Source organism: Acidimicrobiales bacterium (assembly GCA_035546775.1).
Lineage (GTDB): Bacteria > Actinomycetota > Acidimicrobiia > Acidimicrobiales > JACCXE01 > JACCXE01.
Genome location: DASZWD010000030.1, coordinates 145,188 through 168,626 on the forward strand (window position 1 = coordinate 145,188; position 23,439 = coordinate 168,626).

At 67.5% G+C, this 23,439-nt stretch carries 23 protein-coding genes; 10 read left to right on the plus strand and 13 right to left on the minus strand.

Translation table 11 applies throughout. From position 1 onward, the window contains the following. Positions 1 to 4: 4 nt before the first annotated feature. A complete protein-coding gene (locus tag VHC63_06535; protein ID HVV36244.1) occupies positions 5 to 1,252 on the minus strand; it encodes an FAD-dependent oxidoreductase in 1,248 nt (415 codons plus the stop codon). A 40-nt stretch (positions 1,253 to 1,292) separates the two neighbouring features. On the opposite strand from VHC63_06535, the gene VHC63_06540 reads away from it, so the two are divergent. Further along, positions 1,293 to 2,339 carry a cyclopropane-fatty-acyl-phospholipid synthase family protein gene (locus tag VHC63_06540; protein ID HVV36245.1) on the plus strand — a complete coding sequence of 349 codons (1,047 nt, stop codon included), beginning with the start codon at positions 1,293 to 1,295 and terminating at the stop codon, positions 2,337 to 2,339. On the opposite strand, the gene VHC63_06545 is transcribed toward VHC63_06540, so the two are convergent. Next, a complete protein-coding gene (locus VHC63_06545; protein HVV36246.1) occupies positions 2,254 to 3,144 on the minus strand; it encodes an alpha/beta fold hydrolase in 891 nt (296 codons plus the stop codon). The two genes, VHC63_06540 and VHC63_06545, sit on opposite strands and share 86 nt — an antisense overlap. A 60-nt stretch (positions 3,145 to 3,204) precedes the next feature. Here VHC63_06545 and VHC63_06550 point away from each other — a divergent pair, with 60 nt between their 5' ends. Genes VHC63_06550 through VHC63_06560 form a run of 3 tightly spaced genes read left to right on the plus strand, consistent with a single transcriptional unit; the run spans position 3,205 to position 5,962 of the window. After that, positions 3,205 to 3,930 carry a DUF1365 domain-containing protein gene (locus tag VHC63_06550; protein HVV36247.1) on the plus strand — a complete coding sequence of 242 codons (726 nt, stop codon included), beginning with the start codon at positions 3,205 to 3,207 and terminating at the stop codon, positions 3,928 to 3,930. Continuing rightward, positions 3,930 to 5,195: a cyclopropane-fatty-acyl-phospholipid synthase family protein gene (locus tag VHC63_06555; GenBank protein HVV36248.1), complete on the plus strand. Its 1,266-nt coding sequence runs from the start codon at positions 3,930 to 3,932 to the stop codon at positions 5,193 to 5,195. The genes VHC63_06550 and VHC63_06555 overlap by 1 nt, the downstream gene beginning before the upstream one ends. Continuing rightward, positions 5,195 to 5,962 (plus strand): phytanoyl-CoA dioxygenase family protein, encoded by a 768-nt coding sequence (locus VHC63_06560; protein HVV36249.1) that lies wholly within the window; start codon positions 5,195 to 5,197, stop codon positions 5,960 to 5,962. The genes VHC63_06555 and VHC63_06560 overlap by 1 nt, the downstream gene beginning before the upstream one ends. Here VHC63_06560 and VHC63_06565 read toward each other — a convergent pair. Beyond that, on the minus strand, positions 5,914 to 6,534 hold the full coding sequence (locus VHC63_06565) for an HAD-IB family phosphatase (GenBank protein ID HVV36250.1): 621 nt from the start codon (positions 6,532 to 6,534) through the stop codon (positions 5,914 to 5,916). The genes VHC63_06560 and VHC63_06565 overlap by 49 nt on opposite strands. A 17-nt stretch (positions 6,535 to 6,551) precedes the next feature. After that, positions 6,552 to 6,908 carry a hypothetical protein gene (locus tag VHC63_06570; GenBank protein ID HVV36251.1) on the minus strand — a complete coding sequence of 119 codons (357 nt, stop codon included), beginning with the start codon at positions 6,906 to 6,908 and terminating at the stop codon, positions 6,552 to 6,554. Between the two features lie 332 nt (positions 6,909 to 7,240). Here VHC63_06570 and VHC63_06575 point away from each other — a divergent pair, with 332 nt between their 5' ends. From VHC63_06575 to VHC63_06590, 4 genes are read left to right on the plus strand one after another with little or no spacing between them, the layout of a single operon-like run. Beyond that, positions 7,241 to 7,861, plus strand: a complete 621-nt coding sequence (locus VHC63_06575) for a TasA family protein (protein ID HVV36252.1) — start codon at positions 7,241 to 7,243, stop codon at positions 7,859 to 7,861. Between the two features lie 59 nt (positions 7,862 to 7,920). Further along, a complete protein-coding gene (locus tag VHC63_06580) occupies positions 7,921 to 8,802 on the plus strand; it encodes a signal peptidase I (GenBank protein HVV36253.1) in 882 nt (293 codons plus the stop codon). Next, a complete protein-coding gene (locus VHC63_06585; protein HVV36254.1) occupies positions 8,802 to 9,512 on the plus strand; it encodes a hypothetical protein in 711 nt (236 codons plus the stop codon). Before VHC63_06580 ends, VHC63_06585 begins: the two co-directional genes overlap by 1 nt. Before the next feature lie 26 nt (positions 9,513 to 9,538). Beyond that, positions 9,539 to 10,045, plus strand: coding sequence for a calcium-binding protein (locus VHC63_06590; GenBank protein HVV36255.1), 507 nt, complete (start codon positions 9,539 to 9,541; stop codon positions 10,043 to 10,045). Positions 10,046 to 10,066: 21 nt separating this feature from the next. On the opposite strand, the gene VHC63_06595 is transcribed toward VHC63_06590, so the two are convergent. Genes VHC63_06595 through VHC63_06605 form a run of 3 tightly spaced genes read right to left on the minus strand, consistent with a single transcriptional unit; the run spans position 10,067 to position 12,625 of the window. After that, on the minus strand, positions 10,067 to 11,023 hold the full coding sequence (locus VHC63_06595) for an ATP-binding cassette domain-containing protein (GenBank protein ID HVV36256.1): 957 nt from the start codon (positions 11,021 to 11,023) through the stop codon (positions 10,067 to 10,069). Beyond that, positions 11,023 to 11,838 (minus strand): ABC-2 family transporter protein, encoded by an 816-nt coding sequence (locus VHC63_06600; GenBank protein HVV36257.1) that lies wholly within the window; start codon positions 11,836 to 11,838, stop codon positions 11,023 to 11,025. The genes VHC63_06595 and VHC63_06600 overlap by 1 nt, the downstream gene beginning before the upstream one ends. After that, on the minus strand, positions 11,831 to 12,625 hold the full coding sequence (locus VHC63_06605; protein ID HVV36258.1) for an ABC-2 family transporter protein: 795 nt from the start codon (positions 12,623 to 12,625) through the stop codon (positions 11,831 to 11,833). Before VHC63_06605 ends, VHC63_06600 begins: the two co-directional genes overlap by 8 nt. Before the next feature lie 21 nt (positions 12,626 to 12,646). Here VHC63_06605 and VHC63_06610 point away from each other — a divergent pair, with 21 nt between their 5' ends. Then, entirely contained in the window at positions 12,647 to 13,069 is a 423-nt protein-coding gene (locus VHC63_06610) for a hypothetical protein (protein HVV36259.1), read from the plus strand. Here the strand turns inward: VHC63_06610 and sufB are convergent. The 3 genes from sufB to VHC63_06625 are packed head-to-tail and all read right to left on the minus strand — an operon-like array spanning position 13,066 to position 18,073. Then, positions 13,066 to 14,472, minus strand: coding sequence for a Fe-S cluster assembly protein SufB (gene sufB, locus VHC63_06615; GenBank protein HVV36260.1), 1,407 nt, complete (start codon positions 14,470 to 14,472; stop codon positions 13,066 to 13,068). The two genes, VHC63_06610 and sufB, sit on opposite strands and share 4 nt — an antisense overlap. Before the next feature lie 44 nt (positions 14,473 to 14,516). Further along, positions 14,517 to 16,307, minus strand: a complete 1,791-nt coding sequence (locus VHC63_06620) for an ABC transporter ATP-binding protein (GenBank protein ID HVV36261.1) — start codon at positions 16,305 to 16,307, stop codon at positions 14,517 to 14,519. Next, positions 16,307 to 18,073 (minus strand): ABC transporter ATP-binding protein, encoded by a 1,767-nt coding sequence (locus tag VHC63_06625; protein HVV36262.1) that lies wholly within the window; start codon positions 18,071 to 18,073, stop codon positions 16,307 to 16,309. Before VHC63_06625 ends, VHC63_06620 begins: the two co-directional genes overlap by 1 nt. A 62-nt stretch (positions 18,074 to 18,135) precedes the next feature. Here VHC63_06625 and VHC63_06630 point away from each other — a divergent pair, with 62 nt between their 5' ends. Continuing rightward, the gene (locus tag VHC63_06630; protein HVV36263.1) at positions 18,136 to 21,546 is read left to right on the plus strand and encodes a S9 family peptidase; all 3,411 of its coding nucleotides are present in this window, start codon (positions 18,136 to 18,138) and stop codon (positions 21,544 to 21,546) included. Here the strand turns inward: VHC63_06630 and VHC63_06635 are convergent. Genes VHC63_06635 through VHC63_06645 form a run of 3 tightly spaced genes read right to left on the minus strand, consistent with a single transcriptional unit; the run spans position 21,485 to position 23,362 of the window. Continuing rightward, positions 21,485 to 22,009, minus strand: a complete 525-nt coding sequence (locus VHC63_06635) for a dTDP-4-dehydrorhamnose 3,5-epimerase family protein (protein ID HVV36264.1) — start codon at positions 22,007 to 22,009, stop codon at positions 21,485 to 21,487. The genes VHC63_06630 and VHC63_06635 overlap by 62 nt on opposite strands. Further along, the gene (locus VHC63_06640) at positions 22,006 to 22,500 is read right to left on the minus strand and encodes a flavin reductase family protein (GenBank protein ID HVV36265.1); all 495 of its coding nucleotides are present in this window, start codon (positions 22,498 to 22,500) and stop codon (positions 22,006 to 22,008) included. Before VHC63_06640 ends, VHC63_06635 begins: the two co-directional genes overlap by 4 nt. Before the next feature lie 10 nt (positions 22,501 to 22,510). Next, a complete protein-coding gene (locus VHC63_06645; protein HVV36266.1) occupies positions 22,511 to 23,362 on the minus strand; it encodes an MBL fold metallo-hydrolase in 852 nt (283 codons plus the stop codon). Between the last annotated feature and the right edge of the window lie 77 nt (positions 23,363 to 23,439).

Below are 23,439 nucleotides of genomic sequence, written 5' to 3' on the forward strand. Positions count from 1 at the left end.
TAGGTCACAGGCCTCCGACCCCAAACATCTCGGCGACCCGCACCGCGCTTTCGACCCCGTCCTCGTGGAAGCCCCACCCCCAGTAGGCGCCGCAGTAGTGGGTGCGGTTGACGCCGCTGATCTCCTTGTGCCGCCGCTGGGCGTCACGGCCCGCAGCCGTGAACACCGGATGGGCGTAATCGATGCGCTGGATGACCGTGGACGGGTCGATCGCCGCGGTGTGGTTGAGCGTGACGCAGAACTCGCGGTCGGCCCGCAGCGACTGGAGGCGGTTCATGTAATACGTGACCGTCGTCAGCGGGGGCGGGTCGGCCAGCAGGTGGAAGTTCCAGCTCGCCCAGGCCCGCCGCCGCCGCGGCAGCAGCGAACGGTCGGTGTGCAGCACGGCCTCGTTGTGCTGGTACGGAATGGCGCCGAGGATCTCGTGTTCGCGACCTGACGCGTCGGTCAACCGCCGCAGCGCCTGGTCGGAGTGCACCGCGAACACCACTTCGTCGAAGCGCCGCGCCTCGCCGCCTGTGGGCTGCACCAGCACGTGGTCGTCGAGACGCGTCACCGCCGCCACCGGCGCCTTCACGTGAATCCGGTCGCGCATCGGGGCCACGAGCGCTTCGACGTAGCGGTGCGAACCGCCCACCACTGTGCGCCACTTCGGCCGCCCGCGAATGGCGAGCATGCCGTGGTTGTCGAAGAACTCGGCGAGGAACGACGCCGGGAACTCCCACATCTGGCGTGGATCGGCCGACCACACCGACGAGGCCTGCGGCACGATCAGCCGGTCGATGAAGGCCCGCGAGAAACGCTTGCGCTCGAGCCAGGCGCCGAGCGATTCGTCGCCCTCGGGGTCGTCGAGCAGTTCGCTCGCTTCGCGGTGGAAGCGGTTGAGGTCGTTGAGCATCCGGTAGAAGCCGGGTTGGAGGGCGTGGGTGCGCTTGGCGAAGATGCCGTTGACGCCGGTGCTGGCGTACTCGAAATCGCCGTGGTCGTCGGTGACCGAAAAGCTCATGTCCGAGGGCTGCCAGCCCACGCCGAGGGTGCGCAACAACCGCTCGAATAGCGGGTAGTTGCGGTCGTTGAACACGATGAAGCCGGTGTCGACCCAGTACGTGTTGTCGGCGGTGTCGACCCGGACGGTGTTGGTGTGGCCGCCGATGTAGTCGCCGGCCTCGAAGACCGTGACGGCGTGTTTGCGCCGCAAGAGGTGGGCGGCTACGAGTCCCGAGACGCCGCCGCCGATGACCGCGATCTCCACGGAATGTCATCCGGTGCCGCCCGGGCTCCGGATGACAGATATGACGGCTCGCCGCTACGAACTGCTCGATCGCGCTCTCAGCCTCGGGGTCGTGCCCGACGCCGCGCTGCGACTCGGATCACGCCTCAGCGCCTGGAACCGGGAGCGCAACGAGGCGCGCGGCGGCGTCGAAGCCCAGGAGCGCCGCAGCGCCGACATCGTCGCCCACATGTCGACCGGGCCGGTGGCCGAGCTGCCCGCCAAGGCGAACGAGCAGCACTACGAACTGCCGGCCGATTTCATGGCGCTGTTCATGGGGGCGCGGCGCAAGTACAGCTGCTGCTACTGGCCCGCGGGCGTCGACACCCTCGACGCCGCCGAGGACGCCATGCTGCGCCTCACCTGCGAACGGGCGCGCATCGCCGACGGCATGCAGGTCCTCGACCTCGGCTGCGGCTGGGGCGCGCTGTCGCTGTGGATGGCGGAGCACTACGACGTGTGCATTGTGGCGGTGTCGAACTCGCAGTCGCAGCGCGCCTGGATCGAAGCCGAACGCGACCGCCGGGGGCTGACCGAGAAGCTCGAAGTGATCACCGCCGACGTCAACGCATTCGAGCCCGAAGGCAGCTTCGATCGCGTCGTGTCCGTCGAGATGTTCGAGCACATGCGCAACTGGAAGGAGCTGCTGCACCGCATCTCCACGTGGCTAAAGCCCGATGGCCTGCTGTTCGTCCACGTGTTCTCGCACCGCAGCCTCGCCTACCGCTTCGCCGACACCTGGGCGTCGGAGCGATTCTTCACCGCCGGCACGATGCCGTCGCACGACCTGTTGCTCCGCTTCGGTGAGGACTTCGCCGTGCGTGAGCGCTGGGCGCTCGACGGTTCGCACTACGCCAAGACGCTCGCCGCGTGGCTCGAGCGCTTCGACGCCCGCCGCGACGAGGCCCTCGCCGTCCTGCGCCGGGACCGTTCCGAGTCCGAGGCCCGCCGCCTTGTCGCCACGTGGCGACTGTTCTTCATCTCTACGAAGGAGATTTGGAGCTGGCGCCGGGGGAACGCCTGGATGGTGTCGCACTACCTGCTCGATCCGTCGCCTGCGCAGCGATAGGGCCGATCACGTCGGCGGCGATCCGACGGTAGAGCTCTCCGTCGAACAGATCGCTGGCGTGGCCGTGACCCGGACGCCACCACACCGTCGCCGTCGTGCCGGCGCGTGCCGCCAGTGCCTCGACCTGATCGGCGCCGAAGTACCAGTCGTCGGGGTCGTGGACGAGCAGCAGCGGTGCCGGGGCGATGTTCGCCACGACGTCGATCGGGTCGCACCACCCGAGCCCGGCCACGTCGACGAGGCGCACGCGCATGAACAACCGCATCCCGCCCCGGGTGATGCCAGAGCTGGCGGCGCGCAGGAGCCGAGCGACGCCTTGGCGTGGCCGCTCCGGCGTCCACCAACCCGGACCCGAGATCGAAACGACGGCGTCGGGGACCCGCAGGCCGCGTTCGGCTGCCGTGCCGCAGTACACGACCGAAGCCGCCGCGCCCAGGCTGACGCCGACCAGAACGAGCGCCTGGCCCGCCGGCACGGCGGCGACGGCGGCGGCGACGTCAGCGGACTCGACCGAGCCGAGCGTGCTGGCGCCGCCCGAGTGCCCGTGGCCCCGCAACTCGAGCACCACGACGTTGGCGTGGGCCGCCATGGCCGAGGCGAACTCGACCAGCTTGGAATGACGATGCCAGTGCCCGAATCCGGGGGCGATGAGGACGGTCACCCCGCTGGTCGGCGGGCCGGCGAGCGTGACGGTATGCAGCCGCACGCCATCGCTGGTGGTGACGTAGCCGTCGACCCCGGCGCGGTAGCGCGGGGCGATGACGTAGTTGCGCATCCAGGCTCCGAGCACACCACCGAGACGCATCGCAGCTTTCCTACGGGGCTGATCCGTCATCCGGATGACCCGTGGCGACGGATAGAGGTCATGGCCGTGGGAACCGCCAGCGCCGTGTACGAGGGCACCGTGCGCCACCGCCGCTACACCGAGCACCCCCAGGTGTTCACGCACCGCGTCGCCATGGCGTACCTCGACCTCGCCGAGATGCCGACGTCGTTAGGCAGCGGGTTCAGCTTCGAGCGGTCCGACTTCATGGGCGACCCCGCCCAACCGCTCGACGAGTGCGTACGCGACGCCGTCGCCGCGGGGCTCGCCTTCCGGCCGACCGGGGCCGTCCGCCTGTTGACGACGCTGCGCAGCTTCGGCCACAGCTTCAACCCGGCCAGCTTCTACTACTGCTTCGACGAATCGGACCGATTGCAGGCCGTCGCCGTCGAGGTGACCAACACTCCGTGGCGTGAACGTCACACCTACGTCATGGCGTGCGACCCCGAACGCACGACCACGGCGAGGGTGACCAAGCGCCTCCACGTCTCCCCGTTCTTGGACATGGATCACACCTACAACTTCACCCTCCGCCCGCCCTCGAGCACGCTGTTCGTGCACATCGACAACTTCCAGGACGATCGGCGCGTGTTCGACGCCACGCTGCACCTCGAACGCCAACCGTTCGATCGCGCCACGCTGCGCCGCATCGCCTGGCGATATCCGCTCCCGAGCCGGCGTCATCTCGCACTGATCTACGGTCACGCTGCCGCGCTGTCGGCCCGGGGCGTGAAGGTGCGGCGTCACCGCAAGGCGGTCTCCGCGTGATGCCGGCGCAGACGGCGCGCCGCGCCGCCCTGACGGTGCTGCGGCGAATTCGCGTCGGGCAACTCACGATCCACGATCACACCGGTGAAGTCATCGTGTGCGGGCCCGGCGGCGACGGCCCACGCGCCGAGGTGTTCGTCCGCGACGAGCGGGCCTGGCGGCTCGTGCTGCGCGGCAGCCGCGGCATCGTCGACGGGTACGTCGACGGATGGTGGGACACACCCGATCTGACGGCGGTGTTCCGCGTGGCGGCGCGCAACATCGGGCGCGCCGACCGGCTCGTGGCGAAGCTCTCACCGATACGCACGCCATGGCTGCGCCTGCGCAGCGGGTTCGTGCGGAACACGCCGAGCCGGAGCCGCAAGGACATCTCGGCGCACTACGACCTGGGTAACGACATGTTCGCGTTGTGGCTCGACCCGCGACTGATGTACTCGTGCGCCTTCTTCGCCGAACGCGACACGCCGCTCGCCGAGGCCGCTGAGGCCAAGCTCGAGGCGACCTGCCGCAAGCTCGACCTGCGCGCCGACGACCACCTGCTCGAGATCGGCACCGGCTGGGGCGGCTTCGCCGTCTACGCCGCCACGACGCGGGGCTGTCGGGTCACCACGACCACCATCTCGCGCGAGCAGTACGACGAGGCCGTCGCCCGCGTGAAAGCGGCCGGCGTCGACCACCTCGTCGAGGTACGCCTCGACGACTACCGTGAGCTCACCGGCACCTACGACAAGCTCGTATCCATCGAGATGATCGAAGCCGTCGGCTACCGCGACTTCGACACCTTCTTTGCCCGCTGCTCGGCGCTCCTGAAGCCCGACGGCCTCATGGTGTTGCAGGCGATCACGATCGACGATCGCAGCTTCGAGATCTCGAAGGACGCCCGCAGCTTCATCCGCACCTACATCTTCCCCAACGGCTGCTTGCCCTCGGTCGAAGTGATGGCGCATCACGTCAAGCACGACACCGACATGCGGACGCTGCGCCTCGACGACTACGCGGACCACTACGCCGAGACGCTGCGGCGCTGGCGAAACAACTTCGAGGCTGCCACCGACGCGCTCGACGCGCTGGGTTACGACGAGCGCTTCCGCCGGTTGTGGCGCGCGTACCTCTGCTACTGCGAGGCCGGCTTCGACGAGCGCCACGTCGGCCTCGTGCAGCTGGTCCTGGCGAAGCCGCTGTATCGCGCCGACGGCGTGCCGGAACGCGCCACGCACGACGCGCCGACGGCGTCATCGGTCCAGCGCTCCTACGCTACGAGGTGATGCTGACAGAGGAGCAGTTGGCGCAGTACGCCGAAGTCGGATACGTCCGCATCGAGCGGTTCAGCGACGCCGCGACGTGCCAGGCGATGCTGGACCGCGTGATCGCGGTGGCGCGGGCCCACGCCGAAGGTGATCGTTCAGCCGGGTGGCTGCTGCCCGAGGCGAACCTCGCCGGGACCGCGGGCCGACCCGAGCAACTTGTCGCGAAAATCTTCCGGCTGCATCGCGACTCGGTGTTCCACGAGTGGATCACGGCGCCTGCCGTCGTCGACATCGCCGCCGACCTCATCGGGTCGCCCGACGTCGACTGCTTCCTGTCGCAGTTCATCTTCAAGAACCCGGGCGCGTGGGGCCAGCCCTGGCACCAGGACAGCCATTACTTCGCCTTCGGCCCCGAAAACGGCGGGCGGCCGATCGTCGGTCTGTGGCTGGCGGTGACGGATGCAACGCTCGAGAACGGCTGCTTGTGGGTCGTGCCCGGCTCGCACCACGAGCCCGTGCACGAGCACGTCGACGACCGCCGCCCCGGCGCTAACTACGGCTACCGCGAAATCGTCGACTTCGACACGTCGGCGCAGGTACCCGTGCTGATGCACGCCGGGGACCTACTCCTATTCGACAGCCACCTCATGCACCGCTCGACCGACAACGTCAGCAACGGCATCCGCGCCGCCATGGTGTACCACTGCGCAGCCACCGGGACGGTGGACCTCGCCGATCACCCCATCAACGACTTCATGACGGTGCGGAGCGTGTCGAACCGCTGATAAGCGATGCTCTCGTCGTCGCACCAGGTCGCGAGAGCTTCAGTGGCGAACACCACATCGGCGGCACGCGCCGCGTGGCGGTCGCTCGTCCCGTCGCCCACGAATACCGTCGTGCGCCCGCGAGCCGCAGCTTCCTCGATCAAGCGGCGCTTGCACGTGCCGCACTGGGCGCACTCGACGCAGTCGGGATTCGCATTCGGGAACCGCATCGTGTTGGTCGCGAAGTCGACTTCGTTGGTGAAGACGGGCACACCGAACGGGTCGACGCGGTCGTGCACGTAGAAGCCGAACCCGTCGGAGACGACGGTCACCTCCGCGCCCCCCGCCCGTAATGCCTCCACCAGGGGCCCGAACGCCGGGTCAATCGGCACTTCGGCGGCCACCGCGTGGCGCGTCGCTTCGTCGACGTCGGTGGGGATGCACGCCCACTGCTCGACCATGCACTGACGGCTACCGATGACGCCGTCGCAGTAGCGGTCGTCGAGCGCCCGCCAGTCGCCCGTCGCCAGCCGCTCGAGCAGGTGGACGCCGATGTCCTTGGTCGAGATGGTCCCGTCGAAATCGAAGAACACCGACGCGGTGGCGAGGTTCAGCGTTTGCCGCGCTTCTTCTTGAACTTGGGCAGGATGCCCTTGCTCTTCTTCGCTTCGGCGGCTCGATGCTCGGCGAGGACGTCGGCTCCGATGTCGTTGATGACGTCTTCGGCCATGTCGAGCAGCGCCGCGATCTCCTCGGGGTCGCCCGCTGGCTCAGCCGGTTTGGGGGCGGTGTCGGCCAGCTTGCCCTGCGTCCAGCCGGCGTCCCACGTGCGCCGCTCGAAGCGAGCGCAGTCTTCGGGGCATTTCCACGGCGCCTCGGGCGCGAGGTCGAGCCGGCACATGCGCACGATCTCGCCGTTGCCGTACGTCCGGGTGGCGTAGTGCTTGCAGTCCTCCCGCATTGCCATGGCTCCATGGTCTCACATGACATCTGAGCCCAAACAGCAGCGCGTCGCCGCGTCGAAAGCCATCAGGTTTGGGACCTCTGGCAGTGAAGCAGCGGACGCGTCGTACGCCGGTCGGCCGCGCCAGCGTCCCCCCTTGTTGGTGCCCTGCGCCTCTACTGCCGGACTCGTGTGGGCCGTACTCCTTGAGCATGCCGGAGAGAAAACCGGTGGGGCGATGCACAGATCTGCGGACCGCGCAGCGGTCGCCACTGGTCCGCAAGGAGCGAATGGCGAGACCGACGCCTCGACACCACGCAGCGGGAGTCGCTGCCCTTTGGAAACGGAGACAACTCATGAACCGAAAGATTCTGTGGTCTGGTCTCGCGATCGCGGTCGCAGCGACCACGATTGGTGCGGGAGCTTTCGCCACGTACGTCGACTCGGATACGTCGGCACAGGTCGACGTGACGGCCGGCACGCTCAAGCTCGAAGTCGGTGGCAGTGCCGCGACGGTTGACTACGACGTCGCCAACGCCTATCCCGGTTCCGACACTGGAGTGGGCCACGGCTTCGTCCTCCAGAACACCGGGACCCTGCCCGGCAACCTGCACGTTTACCTCGTGAAGGACGCTGACGCGGAGAACGGCATGGTCGATCCCGAGACCGACGCGCCCGACACGGACCCAGTCGGCGGCGAGATCGACAACTGGCTCAAGGTCAACGTCGACGGCAACTCGTTCGGCTATGGCGGCACGGTCCCATCGATGGGACTCGACACCCTGGCCGTCGGTGGCTCCGAAGAGATCACCGACCTGATCTGGGGTCCTCACCCGATTCTGATCCCGGCCGGAGACCAGTACCCGGCTGCTCCCTTCGAGTTGTGGTTCGGATGGAAGATCTCGGATGACGCGACCAACCAGATCCAATCGGACTCGCTGTCGTTCCATCTCGAGTTCGTGTTGGAACAGGCCTGACCCTTCACGGTGGCCCGAGCGGTCGTAGCGACCGCTCGGGTCACCGGACGGTGCCCGTGATGCGTAAAGCCACGAGACTTCTCACGATTGCAGCACAAGCGCTGGCGGTTGCGGCTGCCCTGACGGCGCTCACCATCCTGGTCGTGCCGCGCGCGTTCGGATGGCGGCTCGTCGACGTCCTGTCGGGGAGCATGACGCCGACCTATCCCGCTCGCTCGGTTCTGGCACTCGAGGCGGTGAACCCGTCACGCGTCCGCGCCGGTGACGTCATCGCGTTCCATCGCGGCGACGATCCCCGCACGCTTGTGACCCACCGCGTGGTGCGGGTTCAGCACTCCGGCGGACAACTCAGCTTCGTCACGAAAGGCGATGCCAACAGCGACGCCGATCGGGACCCGGTACCGGCCAGCGAACTACGCGGACGCGTCGTCTTCGGCGCCCCGCATCTGGGGTGGCTGGTCCAGACGGTCCACACTCCGGCCGGATACGCCGGACTGCTGCTGTTCCCCGGCATGCTGGTCATCGCCAACGAAATCGGCTCGATCCGCCGCGAACTGCGCGGCGGCGCCTCGGCGGGCGAGGCGGGCGCGGACGGCACGACTCGGCAAGTTCTCTTGGCGACGATCGCCGCCGACTGGACGCAACTGCTCAGCATCGCCGATCTCACCACGCGAGCGGGGGGCAGCATCGAAGTGGTCGGACCGGCGTCGATCACGGTCGCGCTCGTGGCGGAGCCGGCGCGGGTCCGCGCGTTCGAAGAGGCGTTGCAGCGCTATGGCGTTGTCGCCTCGGCGAAGTCCCGAGCCGTCACCGTGCCCGCGCCGGCAGGGCTCGGCGATGACGTCGACGGCTCGACCGCCGCCCGACTCGACCTCGGAATGAAGACCATGGCCGTCGCCTTGCGCACCAACCACGGGTCGGCCGCGGGAGAGGAAGAGTGATGAAACGGATACGCGTCGGAGCCGCGCTGGCCACGATCGCACTCGCCGCGCTCTATGGAGTTCCCGGAGCACCGGCCCGAGCAGCGGAGAGCGCTGCGTGGCTTTCGATCCCGGGCGCCCCGCCGTTATTCCACCTCAGCGGCATCGCCCCCGGGCAGGGAGAAGCCGCCACGTTCACGGTGACGAACCCGAACGCGTTCCCGGTCGAATTCGCGCTCGCGGTCCGTGATCTGCGTTCCGACGACCGCGGCTGCGACCGTCCCGAGAAGCAAGCGGGCGATACGACTTGCGGGCTGGGCGGCGGCGAGTTGCAGAACGACTTGCAGCTGTCGCTGTCCGTGCCCGACGACAGCGACCGCGCGGTGCACGTCGACACCCTCGACGACTGGAGCGACCAGTACGCCGTCGACTCCGTCCCTCTCGCCGCGCAAGAGTCGCGCACCTACGCGGTTGCCGACCTCTTGCCTCGCAGCTCCACCAACCTCACGCAGTCCGACCTGGTCTCGTTCGTGTTCGAGATGCGCATCGAGGAGGTGGCCGGTGGCACCAGCGTGGCGGGAGCCCAGATCACCCGCGTGCAAGGCACGCCCGCGCTCGGCGCGACAGGCCTCGACGTGAAGAGGCTCGTCGCCCCCGCATTAGAACTGATCGCCGCCGGGCTCGTACTGGTCGTGATCCAACAGATCCGCCTGACGAGGAGGCACACGTGATGCGTTGGCACCGTTCGCTCATCGCGATGACTTCCGTCGCCGCCGCCGGTGCGCTGATGTGCGGGACGTTTGTCTACGCGCGACTTGGCGACCGGGACTCGACCGCCACCTACAGCATCACGGCCGGGACCTGGACGCCATCACCCCCGCCCGAGTGCGCAGGGATGGTGTTCACCCACGTCATCACCGGTACCGGGGGCGATGACGTGCTCTACGGCACCGTTCACGCCGATCTCATATTCGGATTCGGGGGCAACGACGTCATTCACGGCGGCAATCAGGACGACTGCATCGTCGGCGGACTCGGCGACGACACGCTCTACGGCGGCAACGGGAAGGACGTGCTGATCGGAGGCAACGGCGGCGACGTTCTCAACGGAGAAAACGGCAAAGATCGTCTCTTCGGCGGTGACGGCGACGACGTTCTCGATGGCGGGAACGCCCCGGACTTCCTCGACGGTGGTCAAGGCACCGACGCCTGCTCCTCTGCGCCTGGACCGGACGCCGTGCTCAACTGCGAGCAGCCCGTGTAGGTGCGCCGGCCACGAGACCGGCTACAGCCCCGACTCGTACAGACGCCGGATGGCGGATTCGATGTCGGGCTCCTCGATCGTCAACTCGACGATCTCGGCGGCGGCGGCGACCCCGGCGATGACCGCCGCCGCCGACGCCTCCGAGCGCTTGAACGCGAAGCGCTGGCGCGTCCCTTCGACCGACACCAGCCGCGTGCCCGGCACCGTCAGCGGCGGCGACTCGGCGGCGAGGTCGACGACCAGCGTTCGTTCCTCTCCCAGCCGCTCGATCACCTCGACCAGCCCGCCGTCGAACAGCAACCGGCCGTGGTCGATGATCATCACCCGCTGGCACAGGTGCTCGATGTCGTCGAGGTCATGCGTCGTCAGCAGCACGGTGGTGCCCCGCTCGGCGTTGCGCTTCGCCAGGAACTCACGCACCCGCGCCTTGCTCACCACGTCGAGACCGATGGTCGGCTCGTCGAGGTAGAGGATCGCGGGGTCGTGCAGCAGCGACGCGGCGATGTCGCCGCGCATGCGTTGGCCGAGCGAGAGCTGCCGTACGGGGACCGGCAGCAGCGCGTCCAGGTCGAGGAGGTCGACGAGTTCGTCGAGGGTGGCGCGATAGTCGGCGTCGCCCACCTTGTAGACGCGCCGCAACAGGTCGAAGCTGTCGGCCAGGGGGAGGTCCCACCACAGCTGCGTGCGCTGGCCGAACACGACGCCGACCTGGCGCGCCACCTCCGTCCGCCGGCGCGACGGGTCGAGGCCCAGCACGCGCACGTCACCGTGCGACGGCACGAGGATGCCGGTCAGCATCTTGATCGTCGTGGACTTCCCGGCGCCGTTCGGCCCGATGTAGCCGACCATCTCACCCGGTTCGACGGCGAAGTGCAGATCGGAAACGGCCACGACGTTCTCGACGCGCCGCCGCAGTCGCCCGGCACGGCGGCGGACACGGAACGTCTTGCCCAAACCCTCGGCGGTGATGACGGCCATCAGCTACCCGTGCTCCGGTAGTGCCGCAGCCCCGTGCGCCACGCCGCCGCCGCCGCCACGGACACGGCGACGGCGACGAGCGGGCTCGCGAAAGAGATCCACGCCGGGGCGCCAAGCCGATCGGTGCGCCCCAGCACGTAGACCGCCGGGAAGTAGTTGGCGAACGCGATCGGCACCCCGAAGGCGAGCACGCGGCGCAGTATGCCGCCGTAGACCGCCAGCGGGTACTCAGCGAGGAACGCGCCGCCGTAGGTGACGGCGTTTGCCGCCTCGCGGGCGTCGACCCACCAGAAGCACAAGCACGTCGCCAGCACCCACACGGCACCGAAGATCGCAGCCGCGCTCAGCAGGGACACGACGAGCATCGCGGCGCGCGTAACCGTCCAGTGAATCGGCGCGGCGACGCAACCGATGACCAGCACCGTCAGGCCCTCGAGCACCTTGCCGATGCGGCGCAACGAGAACTCGTCCGCGATCACCTGCACCATCGGCGAGGCCGGCCGCAGCAGGAACCGGTCGAGGCTGCCCTCGCGCACGTGAATCTGTACCGCCTCGATGGCCGAGACGAACAGGTCGGCCAAGGCGAAACCGAGATTGCCGAGGCCGTAGAGGAACGCCACCTCGCCCACGGTCCAGCCCTTCAGTGAGTGCACGTTGGTGAACACGATGAGGACGGCGATGAAGTCCAGCGCCGTGATCAAGAACTGGCTCAGGGTGAACAACACGAAGCTGACGCGGTATTCGAGGTCGGACCGCAACCGCGCGCCGGCGAGGATGCGGTAGGTGCCGACGGCGCTGCGCACCGCCTCAACCACCCTGGATCACCACCCGGCGCGTGGCCCGCGTCGTCACGTAGCGACCGACGAGGAACAGCACCGCGGCCCACGCCACCTGTTGGCCGACGCGGCCGGCGGCGGCGGCCCCCGTGACCTTGCCCATCCACACGTCGGCCGGCGTCTGGATCATCCCGGCGAAGGGCAGCGCCCGCACCGTCGGCTCGAGCCAGTGCGGGAAGAACGACAGCGGCGCGGTGTTACCCGACCCGAACATGATGAGCGTGACCGCCAGCTGGGTCGTGCCGCGGATGTCGAGCAGCCAGAACGACGTCAGGCTGACGAGGTAGCGCACGCCGAAGGAGATGAGCAGCGCGGCGTACATCGACAGCGCGAACAGCGCGGCGACGCCGAAGCTCGCCGGCCAGCGCACCCCGTAGACGAGCGCGCCGACAGCGACGATCGGCGCGAAGCGACCGACGAGCTGAAACGTGGCCCGGCCGCTGTCGAAGGCGAGCCACCACGTCTGGAAGTCCGACGGCCGGTAGAAGTCGGTGACGATGTCGCCGGTGCGCACGCGGTTGCTGATCTCTTCGATGCCTGAGAACGCCGAGAGGAACGCCAGCATCCCCTGCGAGATGAACGTAAAGGTGACGACGTCGCGCACGTCGTAGCCGCCGGCGCCCGGATGCGTTTTCACGACTGCGATGAACACGGCGGCACGGATCATCCCGAACACCGAATTGGTGAAGATGCCGGCGACGGTGGCGGCGCGGTAGGTCGAGAACCGCCGGAAGCTCCGCCGCGCCACCTCCACGTACACCCGCACAGGCGTCAGTACCGTAGCGACATGCGACGACTGGCAGTGGCGGTTTTGTGTGTGCTCGCGCTCGGGGCGTGTGGCAAGAACGACAAGAAGGACTCGTCAGGTACGGCGACGACGGTGACGACGACCGCGTCGACGACGAGTACGAGCACGACGATTCCGAGCGGCCCGGCCCAGACACCGCAGGGCGCCGCCGACGGCCTCTACGGCGCGTGGGTGGGCAACAACCAGGACGACGCGTCGCGCTACGCCAAGCCGCAGGCGATCACCAAGCTGTTCGCCCACCCGTACTCGTCGGCGACGAAGTACGACCGCCAGCCGTGCACGCCCGTCGGTGGGCAGTTCAACTGCGTGTGGACCTACGAGGGCGGCTCGTTGCAGATGACGGTCGAGAACTGGCCGGGCGGCGGCTACGTCGTCGACAGCATCATTTACGTGGCGGACTAGCCGATCGAGCCTTCCATCTGGAGTTCGATCAACCGGGACCACTCCACGGCGTACTCCATCGGCAGCGTCTTGGTGATCGGCTCGATGAAGCCGTTCACGATCATGCCCATCGCCTGCTCTTCGGACAGGCCGCGGCTCATCAGATAGAAGAGCTGCTCCGAGCCGATCTTCGACACGGTGGCCTCGTGACCGATCGCAGCGTCGCGCTCGCCCACTTCCATGTACGGATAGGTGTCGGACTGGCTGTCCTCGTCGAGCAACAGGGCGTCGCAGCGGACGAAGCTCTTGGAGTTCGTCGCGCCCTCGTCGACGTGGACGAGGCCGCGGTACGTGGTGCGTCCACCGTCCTTCGAGATCGACTTCGAGATGATGGTGGACGTGGTCTCCGGCGCGCAGTGGTACATCTTGGCTCCGGTGTCCTGCCACTGATCGGCGCCCGCATAGGCCACCGACAGCACCTCACCCGACGCCTTCGGACCCATGAGGTACACCGACGGGTACTTGATCGTGCGCTTCGAGCCGATGTTGCCGTCAATCCATTCGACGTGGGCGCCCTCTTCGGCACGGGCTCGCTTCGTCACGAGGTTGTAGACGTTGTTCGACCAGTTCTGGATCGTGGTGTACGTGATGCGCGAGTGCGGCTTGGCGATGAGTTCGACGACCGCCGAGTGCAGCGAGTCGGTGTCCTTGGCGTACACCGGCGCCGAGCAGCCCTCGATGTAGTGCACCTGCGCGCCTTCGTCGGCGATGATCAGCGTGCGCTCGAACTGGCCGGCGTTTTCCGAGTTGATCCGGAAGTACGCCTGCAGCGGTAGCTCGCAATTCACACCCGGCGGCACGTAGATGAACGAGCCACCCGACCAGACCGCCGAGTTGAGGGCGGCGAACTTGTTGTCGCCCGGTGGGATGACGGTGCCGAAGTACTGCTTGAGCAGTTCCGGATACTCCCGCAGCGCCGTGTCCATGTCGCAGAAGATGATCCCCTGCTTCTCGAGGTCTTCGCGGTTGCGGTGGTAAACCACTTCGCTCTCATATTGTGAGGTGACGCCGGCGAAGTAGCGCTGCTCGGCTTCGGGAATCCCGAGCTTCTCGTAGGTCTGCCGCATCTGTTCGGGCAGCTCGTCCCAGTCGTCGGTGACCTGCTCCGTCGGCTTGATGTAGTAGTAGATGTCGTCGAAGTCGATGTTCGGGATGTGGTCGGCGAACCACGCCGCCATCGGCTTCTTGTCAAAGCGCTGGAGCGACTTCAGCCGGAACTTGGTCATCCAGTCCGGCTCGCCCTTCCACCACGAGATGTCCTTGACGACGTTCTCGCTCAGGCCCTTGGCCGGCTTGAAGACGTAGTTCTCCGCGTCGCTCCAGCCCAGCGCGTACTTACTGAGGTTGAGCTCTTCAATCGCCACTGCAACGCCTCCGAATTTCCACTACCTAGATAGTAGTAAACCCGTCAAGAGGCAGCCGCATGCCCGGACCAGCTGCCGAACAGGGCGGCGTAGGCGCCGCCGCGCACCACGAGATCGGCGTGGGTGCCCATCTCGACGATGCCGCCGGCGTCGACCACCGCGACCCGGTCGGCCCGCTCGGCGGTCGTGAGGCGGTGGGCGATCAGGATGACCGTCTTGCCCTCCATGAGCTTGGTGAGGGCCACCTCGACCTCGACCTCGGTACCGGGGTCGAGCGACGACGTGGCCTCGTCGAGCACGAGCACCTCGGTGTCGGCCAACGCGGCGCGCGCCAGCGACACGAGCTGGCGTTCGCCGGCGGAGAAGCGGGACCCCTTTTCGCGCACTTCGGTGTGCAGGCCTTCGGCCAGGGTGGCGAAGTGGTCGAGCACGCCGATGCGCGCCATGGCGGCTTCGACGTCGGCGTCGCTGGCCGAGGGCTTGGCCAGCCGCACGTTGTCCATGATCGTGCCCTGGAACAGGTAGCCCTCCTGGGGCACGACGGTGAAGCGTTCCTTCATCGACGCCAGCGTGGCGTCGCGCAAGTCCACACCGCCGTAGCGGACCGCGCCCTCGAGGGGGTCGTACATGCGCGACAGCAGCTTGGCCAGCGTCGACTTGCCCGCGCCCGTGGGTCCCACGAAGGCCACGCGCTCGCCGGGTTGGATCTGAATGCCGACGTGGTCGAGGACGCGCGGGCCGTCGGGGCTGTAGGCGAAGGTGAGGTCGACGGCCTCAAGCACGCCCCGCGCCGGCAGGTCGACCGCCGCCTTGCGCTCCTGGATCGGCGACGGCGTGTCGAGCACGCCGAACAGCTTGTTGAGCGCCGCGCCGGCGGACTGCAGGGTGTTGAACAACTGGCTCAGCTGCTGCACCGGGTCGAACAGGTTCTGGAGGTACAGCACGAACGACGTGATGGTGCCGATCGTGATCGTCTTGTCGTGCACCAGCACGCCGCCGATGCCCACGACGATGGCGAGGCCGATGTTGCCGGCGAGTTCGACCACCGGGAAGTAGATGGCGGAGATCTTCACCGCGTAGGAGTACGCGTCGAGCTGCTCCTGGTTGTGATGGGCGAAGCGCTTCTCGTTGGCCTGCTCGCGTCCGAACGCCTGGATGACGCGCACGCCCGACACACTCTCCTGGAACGTGGCCAGCGTCTGGCCGATGCGCTCGCGCACGACCAGATACGCCTTGTTCGACGCCCGCTGGAACTGGATCGACGCGATAACCACGATCGGCAGCGCCGCCAGGCACAGCAGCGCCAGCTCCCACGACTTGACCAGCAGCACCCCGATCGTCACCACGAGCAGCAGCCCGCTCGTGATGAACACGATGATGCCCTGCTGCACGAGCTCCTGAAGCGAGTCGATGTCGCTGGTCATGCGGGCGACGAGCTTGCCTGTCTGTTGCGTGTCGAAGAAGCCAAGCGACATCTGCATCAGGTGGTCGAAGACGCGCTCGCGCATGTCGCGCAGGAAGCTCTCTCCGATCCGGTTGATCAAAAGGATCTGCGTACGCGACAAGAAGAACACCGCGATCGCGTCGACGGCGAAGAACGCGGCGGCGCGATCGAGTCTGCCGACGTTGCGGTGGACCAGCGCGTCGACGCCCTTGCCGATGATCCACGGCCCGGCGACGGTGGCGAGGGTCCACATGATGAGCACGCCGACGGTCAGTACGACCTGGGCGCGATAGGGCCGCAGCATCCGCAGCGCCCGCCGCATCAGCTGGCGACCTTCGCCCGCCTTGAGTTTCTCGGCCTCTTCGACGGCGTGACCGCCCCACATACCCATCAGGCCGCCACCTCCTCGGCCTGCGCCAGGACTTGTCGATAGCGCTCGCTGGTCGCCAGCAGTTCGGTGTGAGTGCCCTCGGCGATGATGCGGCCGTCGTCGAGGAGCACCACGCGGTCGGCCAGCGCGATGGTCGCCGGTCGGTGGGCAATCACGATGGTGGTGCGACCGGCCATCACCGTCTTCAGCGCGTCGCGGATCTCGTGTTCCTTCGTCGGGTCGACCGAGCTGGTGGCGTCGTCGAGAATCAGCACGCGTGGATCGGCGAGGATCGCGCGAGCCAGGGCGATGCGCTGGCGCTGGCCGCCCGACAGCGAGAAGCCGCGCTCGCCGATCTCGGTGGCGTACCCGTCGGGCAGTTCGGTGATGAAGTCGTGCGCGCCGGCGAGGGCGGCCGCCGCTTCGATTCGCTCCTGGGTGGCGTCGGGATCGGCGAAGGCGATGTTGGCGGCCACGGAGTCGCCGAACAGGAAGGTGTCCTCGAACACGATGCCGATCGACGTGCGGAGTTGGCTCAGCTTCACGGTGCGCACATCGGCACCGTCGATGGTGATCGACCCACCTGTCACTTCGTAGAAACGCGGCAGGAGACGGGCGACCGTCGTCTTGCCGCAGCCCGTCGGCCCCACGATGGCCACCGCCTCACCGGCGTGGATTGTGAGGCTGAGGTCGGCGAGGACGGGCTTCTCGGCTTCGGGCGAGTAGCCGAAGCTCACGTGCTCGAAGCGGATCTCGCCGTGGCCCGGCGGCATCGGCGTTGCGTTCGGGGCGTCGACGATGAGCGCCTCGGTGACCAGGATCTCTTCGACCCGCTGCGACGCCGCCACGGCGCGCTGACCCTGCGCCACCAGCTGGCCCGTCATGCGCAGCGGGAAGATCAGCATGTTCACGTACAGGAGGAACTTGACCAGGTTGCCCAGCGACAGCGAGTGGTTCAGCACGTCGTGGCCACCGAGCAGCACGATGGCGAAGATGCCGACCTGCGGGATGAAATCGAGCAGCGGCATGAAACCGGCGCGGACTTGACCGGCGTAGAGCGCCCGGTCGAGCACACGCTCGGCTGTGGCCTTCATGCGCCGCGATTGCAGCGCCTCGGCGCCGAACCCCTTGACGACGCGAATCCCGGTAACCGCCTCTTCGACGGACGTGGCGACACCGGCAAGTTCTTGCTGCAACTCCATCGACACCGGGTGGATGCGCTTGGAGAACCGGTTCGCCATCACGTTGAGCAGCGGCAGCGCCGCAAGCGCCACGACCGCCAGTTTCAGGTTGGTGATGAGCAGCAGAATGGCGACGAGCAGGATCTGCAGGGAATTCGAGATTGTGATCGGGATCATCACCACGAAGCTCTGGATCTGCTGGAGGTCGGTGGCGGCGCGCGACATCAGCTGCCCGGTCTGGGCCCGGTCGTGATAGGCGAAATGCAGCCGTTGGAGGTGGGCGAACAGGCGCAGCCGCAGGTCCGTCTCGGCGCGGTAGGCCACGCCGAACGCCGCGAATCGCCGCAGCCCCGTGCACACGGCCGACACCATGGCGACGACCACGATGATCACCGACCACTTGCGCAGCGCGCCCGGCTCGTTGGCGACGATGCCCTGGTCGATGCCTTTCTGCGCCAGCGTGGGCAGAGCAACCTTCGCCAGCGTCCACACGATGCCGGCGCTGACCCCTATCGATACCGCCAGCTTCTGCTTCCCAATGGTCCGCCGCAGTAGACGCCAACCGTCAGACCGCGCGACCCCCCCAACCGATTGTGATTGCGACATCGCGGCCGATCCTACCGGGACCGCTTTTCAGCGGCCGATTGATTAGCGGTAGAAACGCGGGCATGCGGCGACGAGTCGGTGCGTTGGTCGCCATTGTCGCCCTCGTAGTCGCGTCAGCCGGCGTGTTCTCGACCGCCGCGGCCGCCGCCACGGTCCGCATCACGAAGCAAACCCCGACGAGTGGGCCGGTCGGCACCAAGATCCACGTCGAGGGGACGGGATGTGCCGCTGGCGGCAGCTTCGAGGTCACGAACGGGTCGGGGGAACAATTCGCGTTCTCGTCCGCACCGACAGGCTCGTTCAGCTTCGATTACGCGGTGCCGCCCGCCGAAGCGGGCGACCAGTCCCCCGACTCGGTGTACGAGACCGATCTGACGTGCAACGACACGAACCGCACGATTCCGGGCTCGACGTTCGAGATCACCGGGCCGGTGTTCACGTTGGTGCCGGCGTCGGCGCCGGTCGGCGCGACCGTGCACGTGGTCGGGCGCGGGTGCGTGCAGGACGGGTTTGGCGCCGACGATGGGCAGCTGTTGGTCGACGGCAAGCCGGTGCGCACCTTCAAGGCCGACGGGAACTACGCATTCGACTTCACGTTCCCGGTGCCCGAAGGGCTGACCGTCGACCGCCAGTACGTCGTGCAGGTGAACTGCCTCATCCAGCGACTCGAGTCCGCGGCGGGCGAAGGCGGGCAACGGTACGTGTCGCCGGCCTTGCTCCTGGTGACGGCGGCAACGCCCGCGACGACGGTCACGAGCGCGCCACCGACTTCGGTGCGTCATGGCGAGAAGGCGGACACCGGCGCCCGCGCGGCGGCTAGGGTCGCGCTCGGTGTCGTCGCGGTCGTGGCGCTGGTGTTCGCGCTGGTGCTGCTGTTGTCGCCGACGGCACGCCGGCGACGCCGCCGTCGCCGCGACGCAGCGCGGGCTGCCTCCCCCGCCCCGGTTGTTGCACTGCCACTTCAGGTACCTAATCGAACAGTGGAGGAATCTGCACTGTTCGAACAGCTAGCTGATCTAACAGTGGAAGAACCCACCGACGAGGACGCAATCGCGATGGAGGCCGCCCGGCTCGAAGCGGTGGCGGCAGAAGCGGCGCGACTCGAGCGGTTGCGGCTCGCCTCCGAAGAGGCCGAACGAATCGCGGCGGAGGAAGCGGCTGAATGGCTCGCGGCCGAGGAGGAAGCGCGAGCCGCCGCCGAAGAAGCAGAAGCCGCACGCCTCGCCGCCGAAGAAGCAGAAGCCACACGCCTCGCCGCCGAAGAAGCAGAAGCCACAGCAGCAGCAGCAGCCGCGGCGGCGGCCGCGGCCGCGGCCGCTTATCCGCGCCGCACCGCGCCGTTGCGGGCGCGGCGCGTGGCGCCGGTGCGCCTTAAGAATGGGGACGTGTCCTATCCCGAGCCGCCCTACGCCGAACAACGCCCGCACGAGTTGACCGCGTTCGGCGACGTCCGCGTCGACCCGTACTACTGGCTACGCGAGCGCGACAACCCCGAAGTCATTGCCTACCTCGAAGCGGAGAACGCCTACACCGACACCGTCCTCGCACCGCTGGCTGACCTGCGCCAAGAGTTGTTCGACACGATCAAGGCACGCACGAAGGAAGACGACACGTCACCGCCGGTGCCGTTGCGCGACTGGGAGTACTACGTGCGCACCGCGCAGGGCGCGCAGTACCCGGACTCGTGCCGGCGTCCTCGGGGCAGCGGAGACGACGGCGAAGAGACGGTCATCCTCGACCGCAACACCATGGCCGAGGGTCACGACTATTTGTCCTGCGTCGGCCCGCGCGTGTCGCCGAGCGATCGCTACTGCCTCTACGCCACCGACTTCGACGGTTCGGAGAAGTACACGATGCGGGTGCGCGACCTCACCACGCTGCGCGACCTGCCCGACGAGATCCCCGACACCGCCGGCGACTCGTGCTGGGTGACCGACGACGTCTTCCTCTACGTGATGCTCGACGACGCCCACCGCCCGTACCAGGTACGCCGTCACGTGCTCGGCGACGACCCGGCAGACGACCCGATCGTCTACCAAGATGACGACGAGCGCTTCTTCGTGCACGTCGAACGCGACCTTGCCGGCCGCTTCGTGTTCGTGCGCTCGGGCAGCAAGATCTCGAACGAGGACCACTTCCTGCGCATCGACGATCCGCTCGGCCCGCTCACGGTCGTCGAACCGCGCGTCGACGGTCTCGAATACGAGACGTGCGACGACGGCGAGCGCTTCCTCATCCTCACCAACGCTGATGGCGCGCGCGACTTCAAGGTCGTCGCTGCCGGCGTCGACAATCCCGGCCGCGCCCACTGGATCGACGTGCTCGCGCATCGCGAAGGCACCCGCGTCACGGAGGTCGCAGCCTTCAAGACCTTCGTTGCCGTCGGCGAGCGGGCCAATGCCCTCACGACCATCCGCATCATCGACAAGGCGACGAGCGCGCAGCACGTCATGCATCACGCCGAGGCGGTCTACGCCGCCGAGATCGACGCCAACGCCGAGTTCGACACGACGAAGCTGCGTTTCACTTTCACGTCGCTCAACACGCCGATGACCTGGATCGACTACGACGTCGCCACGCGCCAGCCGACCGTCGTCAAGCAGACCGAGGTGCTCGACGACTTCTCGGCGTCGAACTACCGCACGGCGCGCGAGTGGGCGACGACCGAAGACGGCACCCGCATCCCGATATCCATCCTCTGCCCCCGCGACTTCGAACCCGACGGCACCACCCCGTGCCTGCTCTACGGCTACGGCTCCTACGAGATCTCGATCGACCCCTACTTCTCAATCCCGCGCCTCAACCTCGTCGACCGCGGCATCGTCTACGCCATCGCCCACGTTCGGGGCGGCGGTGAGATGGGCCGCAACTGGTACGAGAACGGCAAGATGCTGCACAAGCGCAACACGTTCACCGACTTCATCGCCTGCGCTCGCCACCTCGTCGAGACCGGCTGGTGCGCGCCGGGCGAGCTGGTCGCCCGCGGCGGATCGGCCGGCGGTCTCCTCATGGGCGCCGTAGCGAACATGGCGCCCGAGTTGTTCAACACCGTCGTGGCCGAGGTGCCCTTCGTCGACGTAGTCACGACCATGTCCGACGAGACGATCCCCCTCACCGTGACCGAGTGGGAAGAGTGGGGCAACCCGCGCGACAACGCCGACGACTACCAGTACATGAAGTCGTATTCGCCCTACGACAACGTCGCCGAGACCAACTACCCGGCGCTGTACGTCGAGGCCGGACTCAACGATCCTCGAGTGCAGTACTGGGAGCCGGCGAAGTGGGTGGCGAAGCTACGCACGACCAAGACCGACGACCGGCCGCTCGTGCTCAAGACCGAAATGGGCGCCGGGCATGCCGGGCCTTCGGGTCGCTACAGCATGTGGGAGGACGAGGCCCGCGTGCAGGCGTTCATCCTCGCTCAGCTAGGGATGGATGTCCCTCGTCCTTCGCCGACACGATCGGCGGGCTGACGGGCCACGGGATCGCCAGTTCGGGGTCGCGGTAGGAGATCAACGTGTACTGCGCGTCGGGCGACCAGTGCTGGTTGACGAGGTAGCCGTACACGCAGTCGTCGGTCAGCGTCTGATACGAGTTGCCGAGTCCGCGCGACACGAAGATCGCGTTCTCGGGCGTCAGCGTGAACTGCTCGTACTGCTTGTAGGTCGGCGAGTCGTCGCGCAGGTCGACGATGGCGGCATACGCCTCGCCGGCGATGACGTGGATGTACTTGTCCCACGGCTCGGCGTGGATGCCCCGCAGCGTTCCGCGCGACACGTTGGTGGAGATGTTCCACTGCACGACACCGAGGTCGGGCAGACCGAGGGCGAGCAGCTTCTCGCGCTGGTACGCCTCGCGAAACGAACCGCGGTCGTCGCGGTTGATGTCAAGCGAGATCTCGAAGAGCCCGGCGATCGACGTCTCGCGGACCTTCATGACGTGAACGAACCGAACCCGGCTCGGTAGAACAGCAGCGGTCCATGCGGATGGCCTTCGCTCGTGGCCTCGCCCATGTCCTCGACGCGCACCACGACGATTTCGTGGTCGCCGGCCGGATGCGTCGCCTCGATACGGCCTTCGACCCACGCGAGCGAGCCGTCGATCAACGGCGCACCGGTGCGCGGTGCTGCGCTCCAACCGACGCCTGAGAACTTGTCGGCTCCGGGCGTCGCCATGGCGCGACAGACCGGCTCCTGATCGGCGCCGAGGATGTTGATGCACAGACCGTCAGCCGCCGCGATCCTCGGCCATGAGGTCGACGACCGCGCCGGGCACACGGCGACGAGCGGCGGGTCGATCGACAGCGACACGAAACTCTGCGCGGTGAAGCCGACCGGTGTTTCACCTTCAAGGGCGGTGACGATCGTGACGCCCGTGGCGAAGTGGCCCATGACGGTTTTGAAGCGTCCCGTGTCGATGCTGTTCACGCCGGTGACGCTACAGGTCGATGACGAGACCTTCGTAGGTGCCGACGACTTCGGGGATCCCCATGGCGAGGCCCTTGCACTTCGCGTCCTCGATCAGCTGGTCCATGCGTTCGTCGCTGTGGCCGGGATCGTGGTGGAACATGGCGAGAGCCTGCACGCCGGCGCGCTTGGCGAGCATGAGCGCGTAGTCGATCGTGCAGTGACCCCAATAGGACTTCTGCGCGAACTCGGCGGGCGTGTACTGCGCGTCGTGGATCAGCATGTCGACGCCGTCGCACAACTCGAGCACGCCGGCGTCGATGTGGTTCGTCGGCGTGGGCGTGTCGTTGACCGTCGAGTACGGCGCCTGGTGGTCGCTGATGTAGGCGATGCTGGCGCCGTCCCAGTCGAGGCGGTACCCGACGGTCGGCCCGACGTGGGGCACCGGCCGCACCAGCACCTTGGCGTTGCCGATCGCCATTTCCTCCGACGTCACGTCGATGAAGTTGACGTCGCCTTGGAGCTCGCTGAAGTGGATCGGGAAGTACGGCGGCTTCATCAGCCCGCCGAAGACCTCCGCCAGCGTGCCGTCGGCCTGATGCGGGCCGTAGATGTCGAGGCGGTTGCCGGGCACGTGGATCTGCGGGAAGAACGGCAGACCCTGGACGTGGTCCCAGTGGATATGGGTTACGAGCGCGGACGCCACGAACGGCGTGATCGGCATCGACTGGCCCAGCAGGCGCAATCCGGTCCCGAGATCGAACAGGATCGGGTTTTCCCCGTGGACTTCTACGGCGACAGACGCGGTGTTTCCTCCGTAGCGGACGTTGTCGTCGCTAGGGCATGGGCAGCTGCCGCGTACGCCGTGGAACGAGACTTTCAGCGCTGCTCCCCCCCAATCAGTCCTTCTCTTGCGGGCAGGTTACTGCTTCGTGCATTCGATGCTCCAGGTGTGACCAA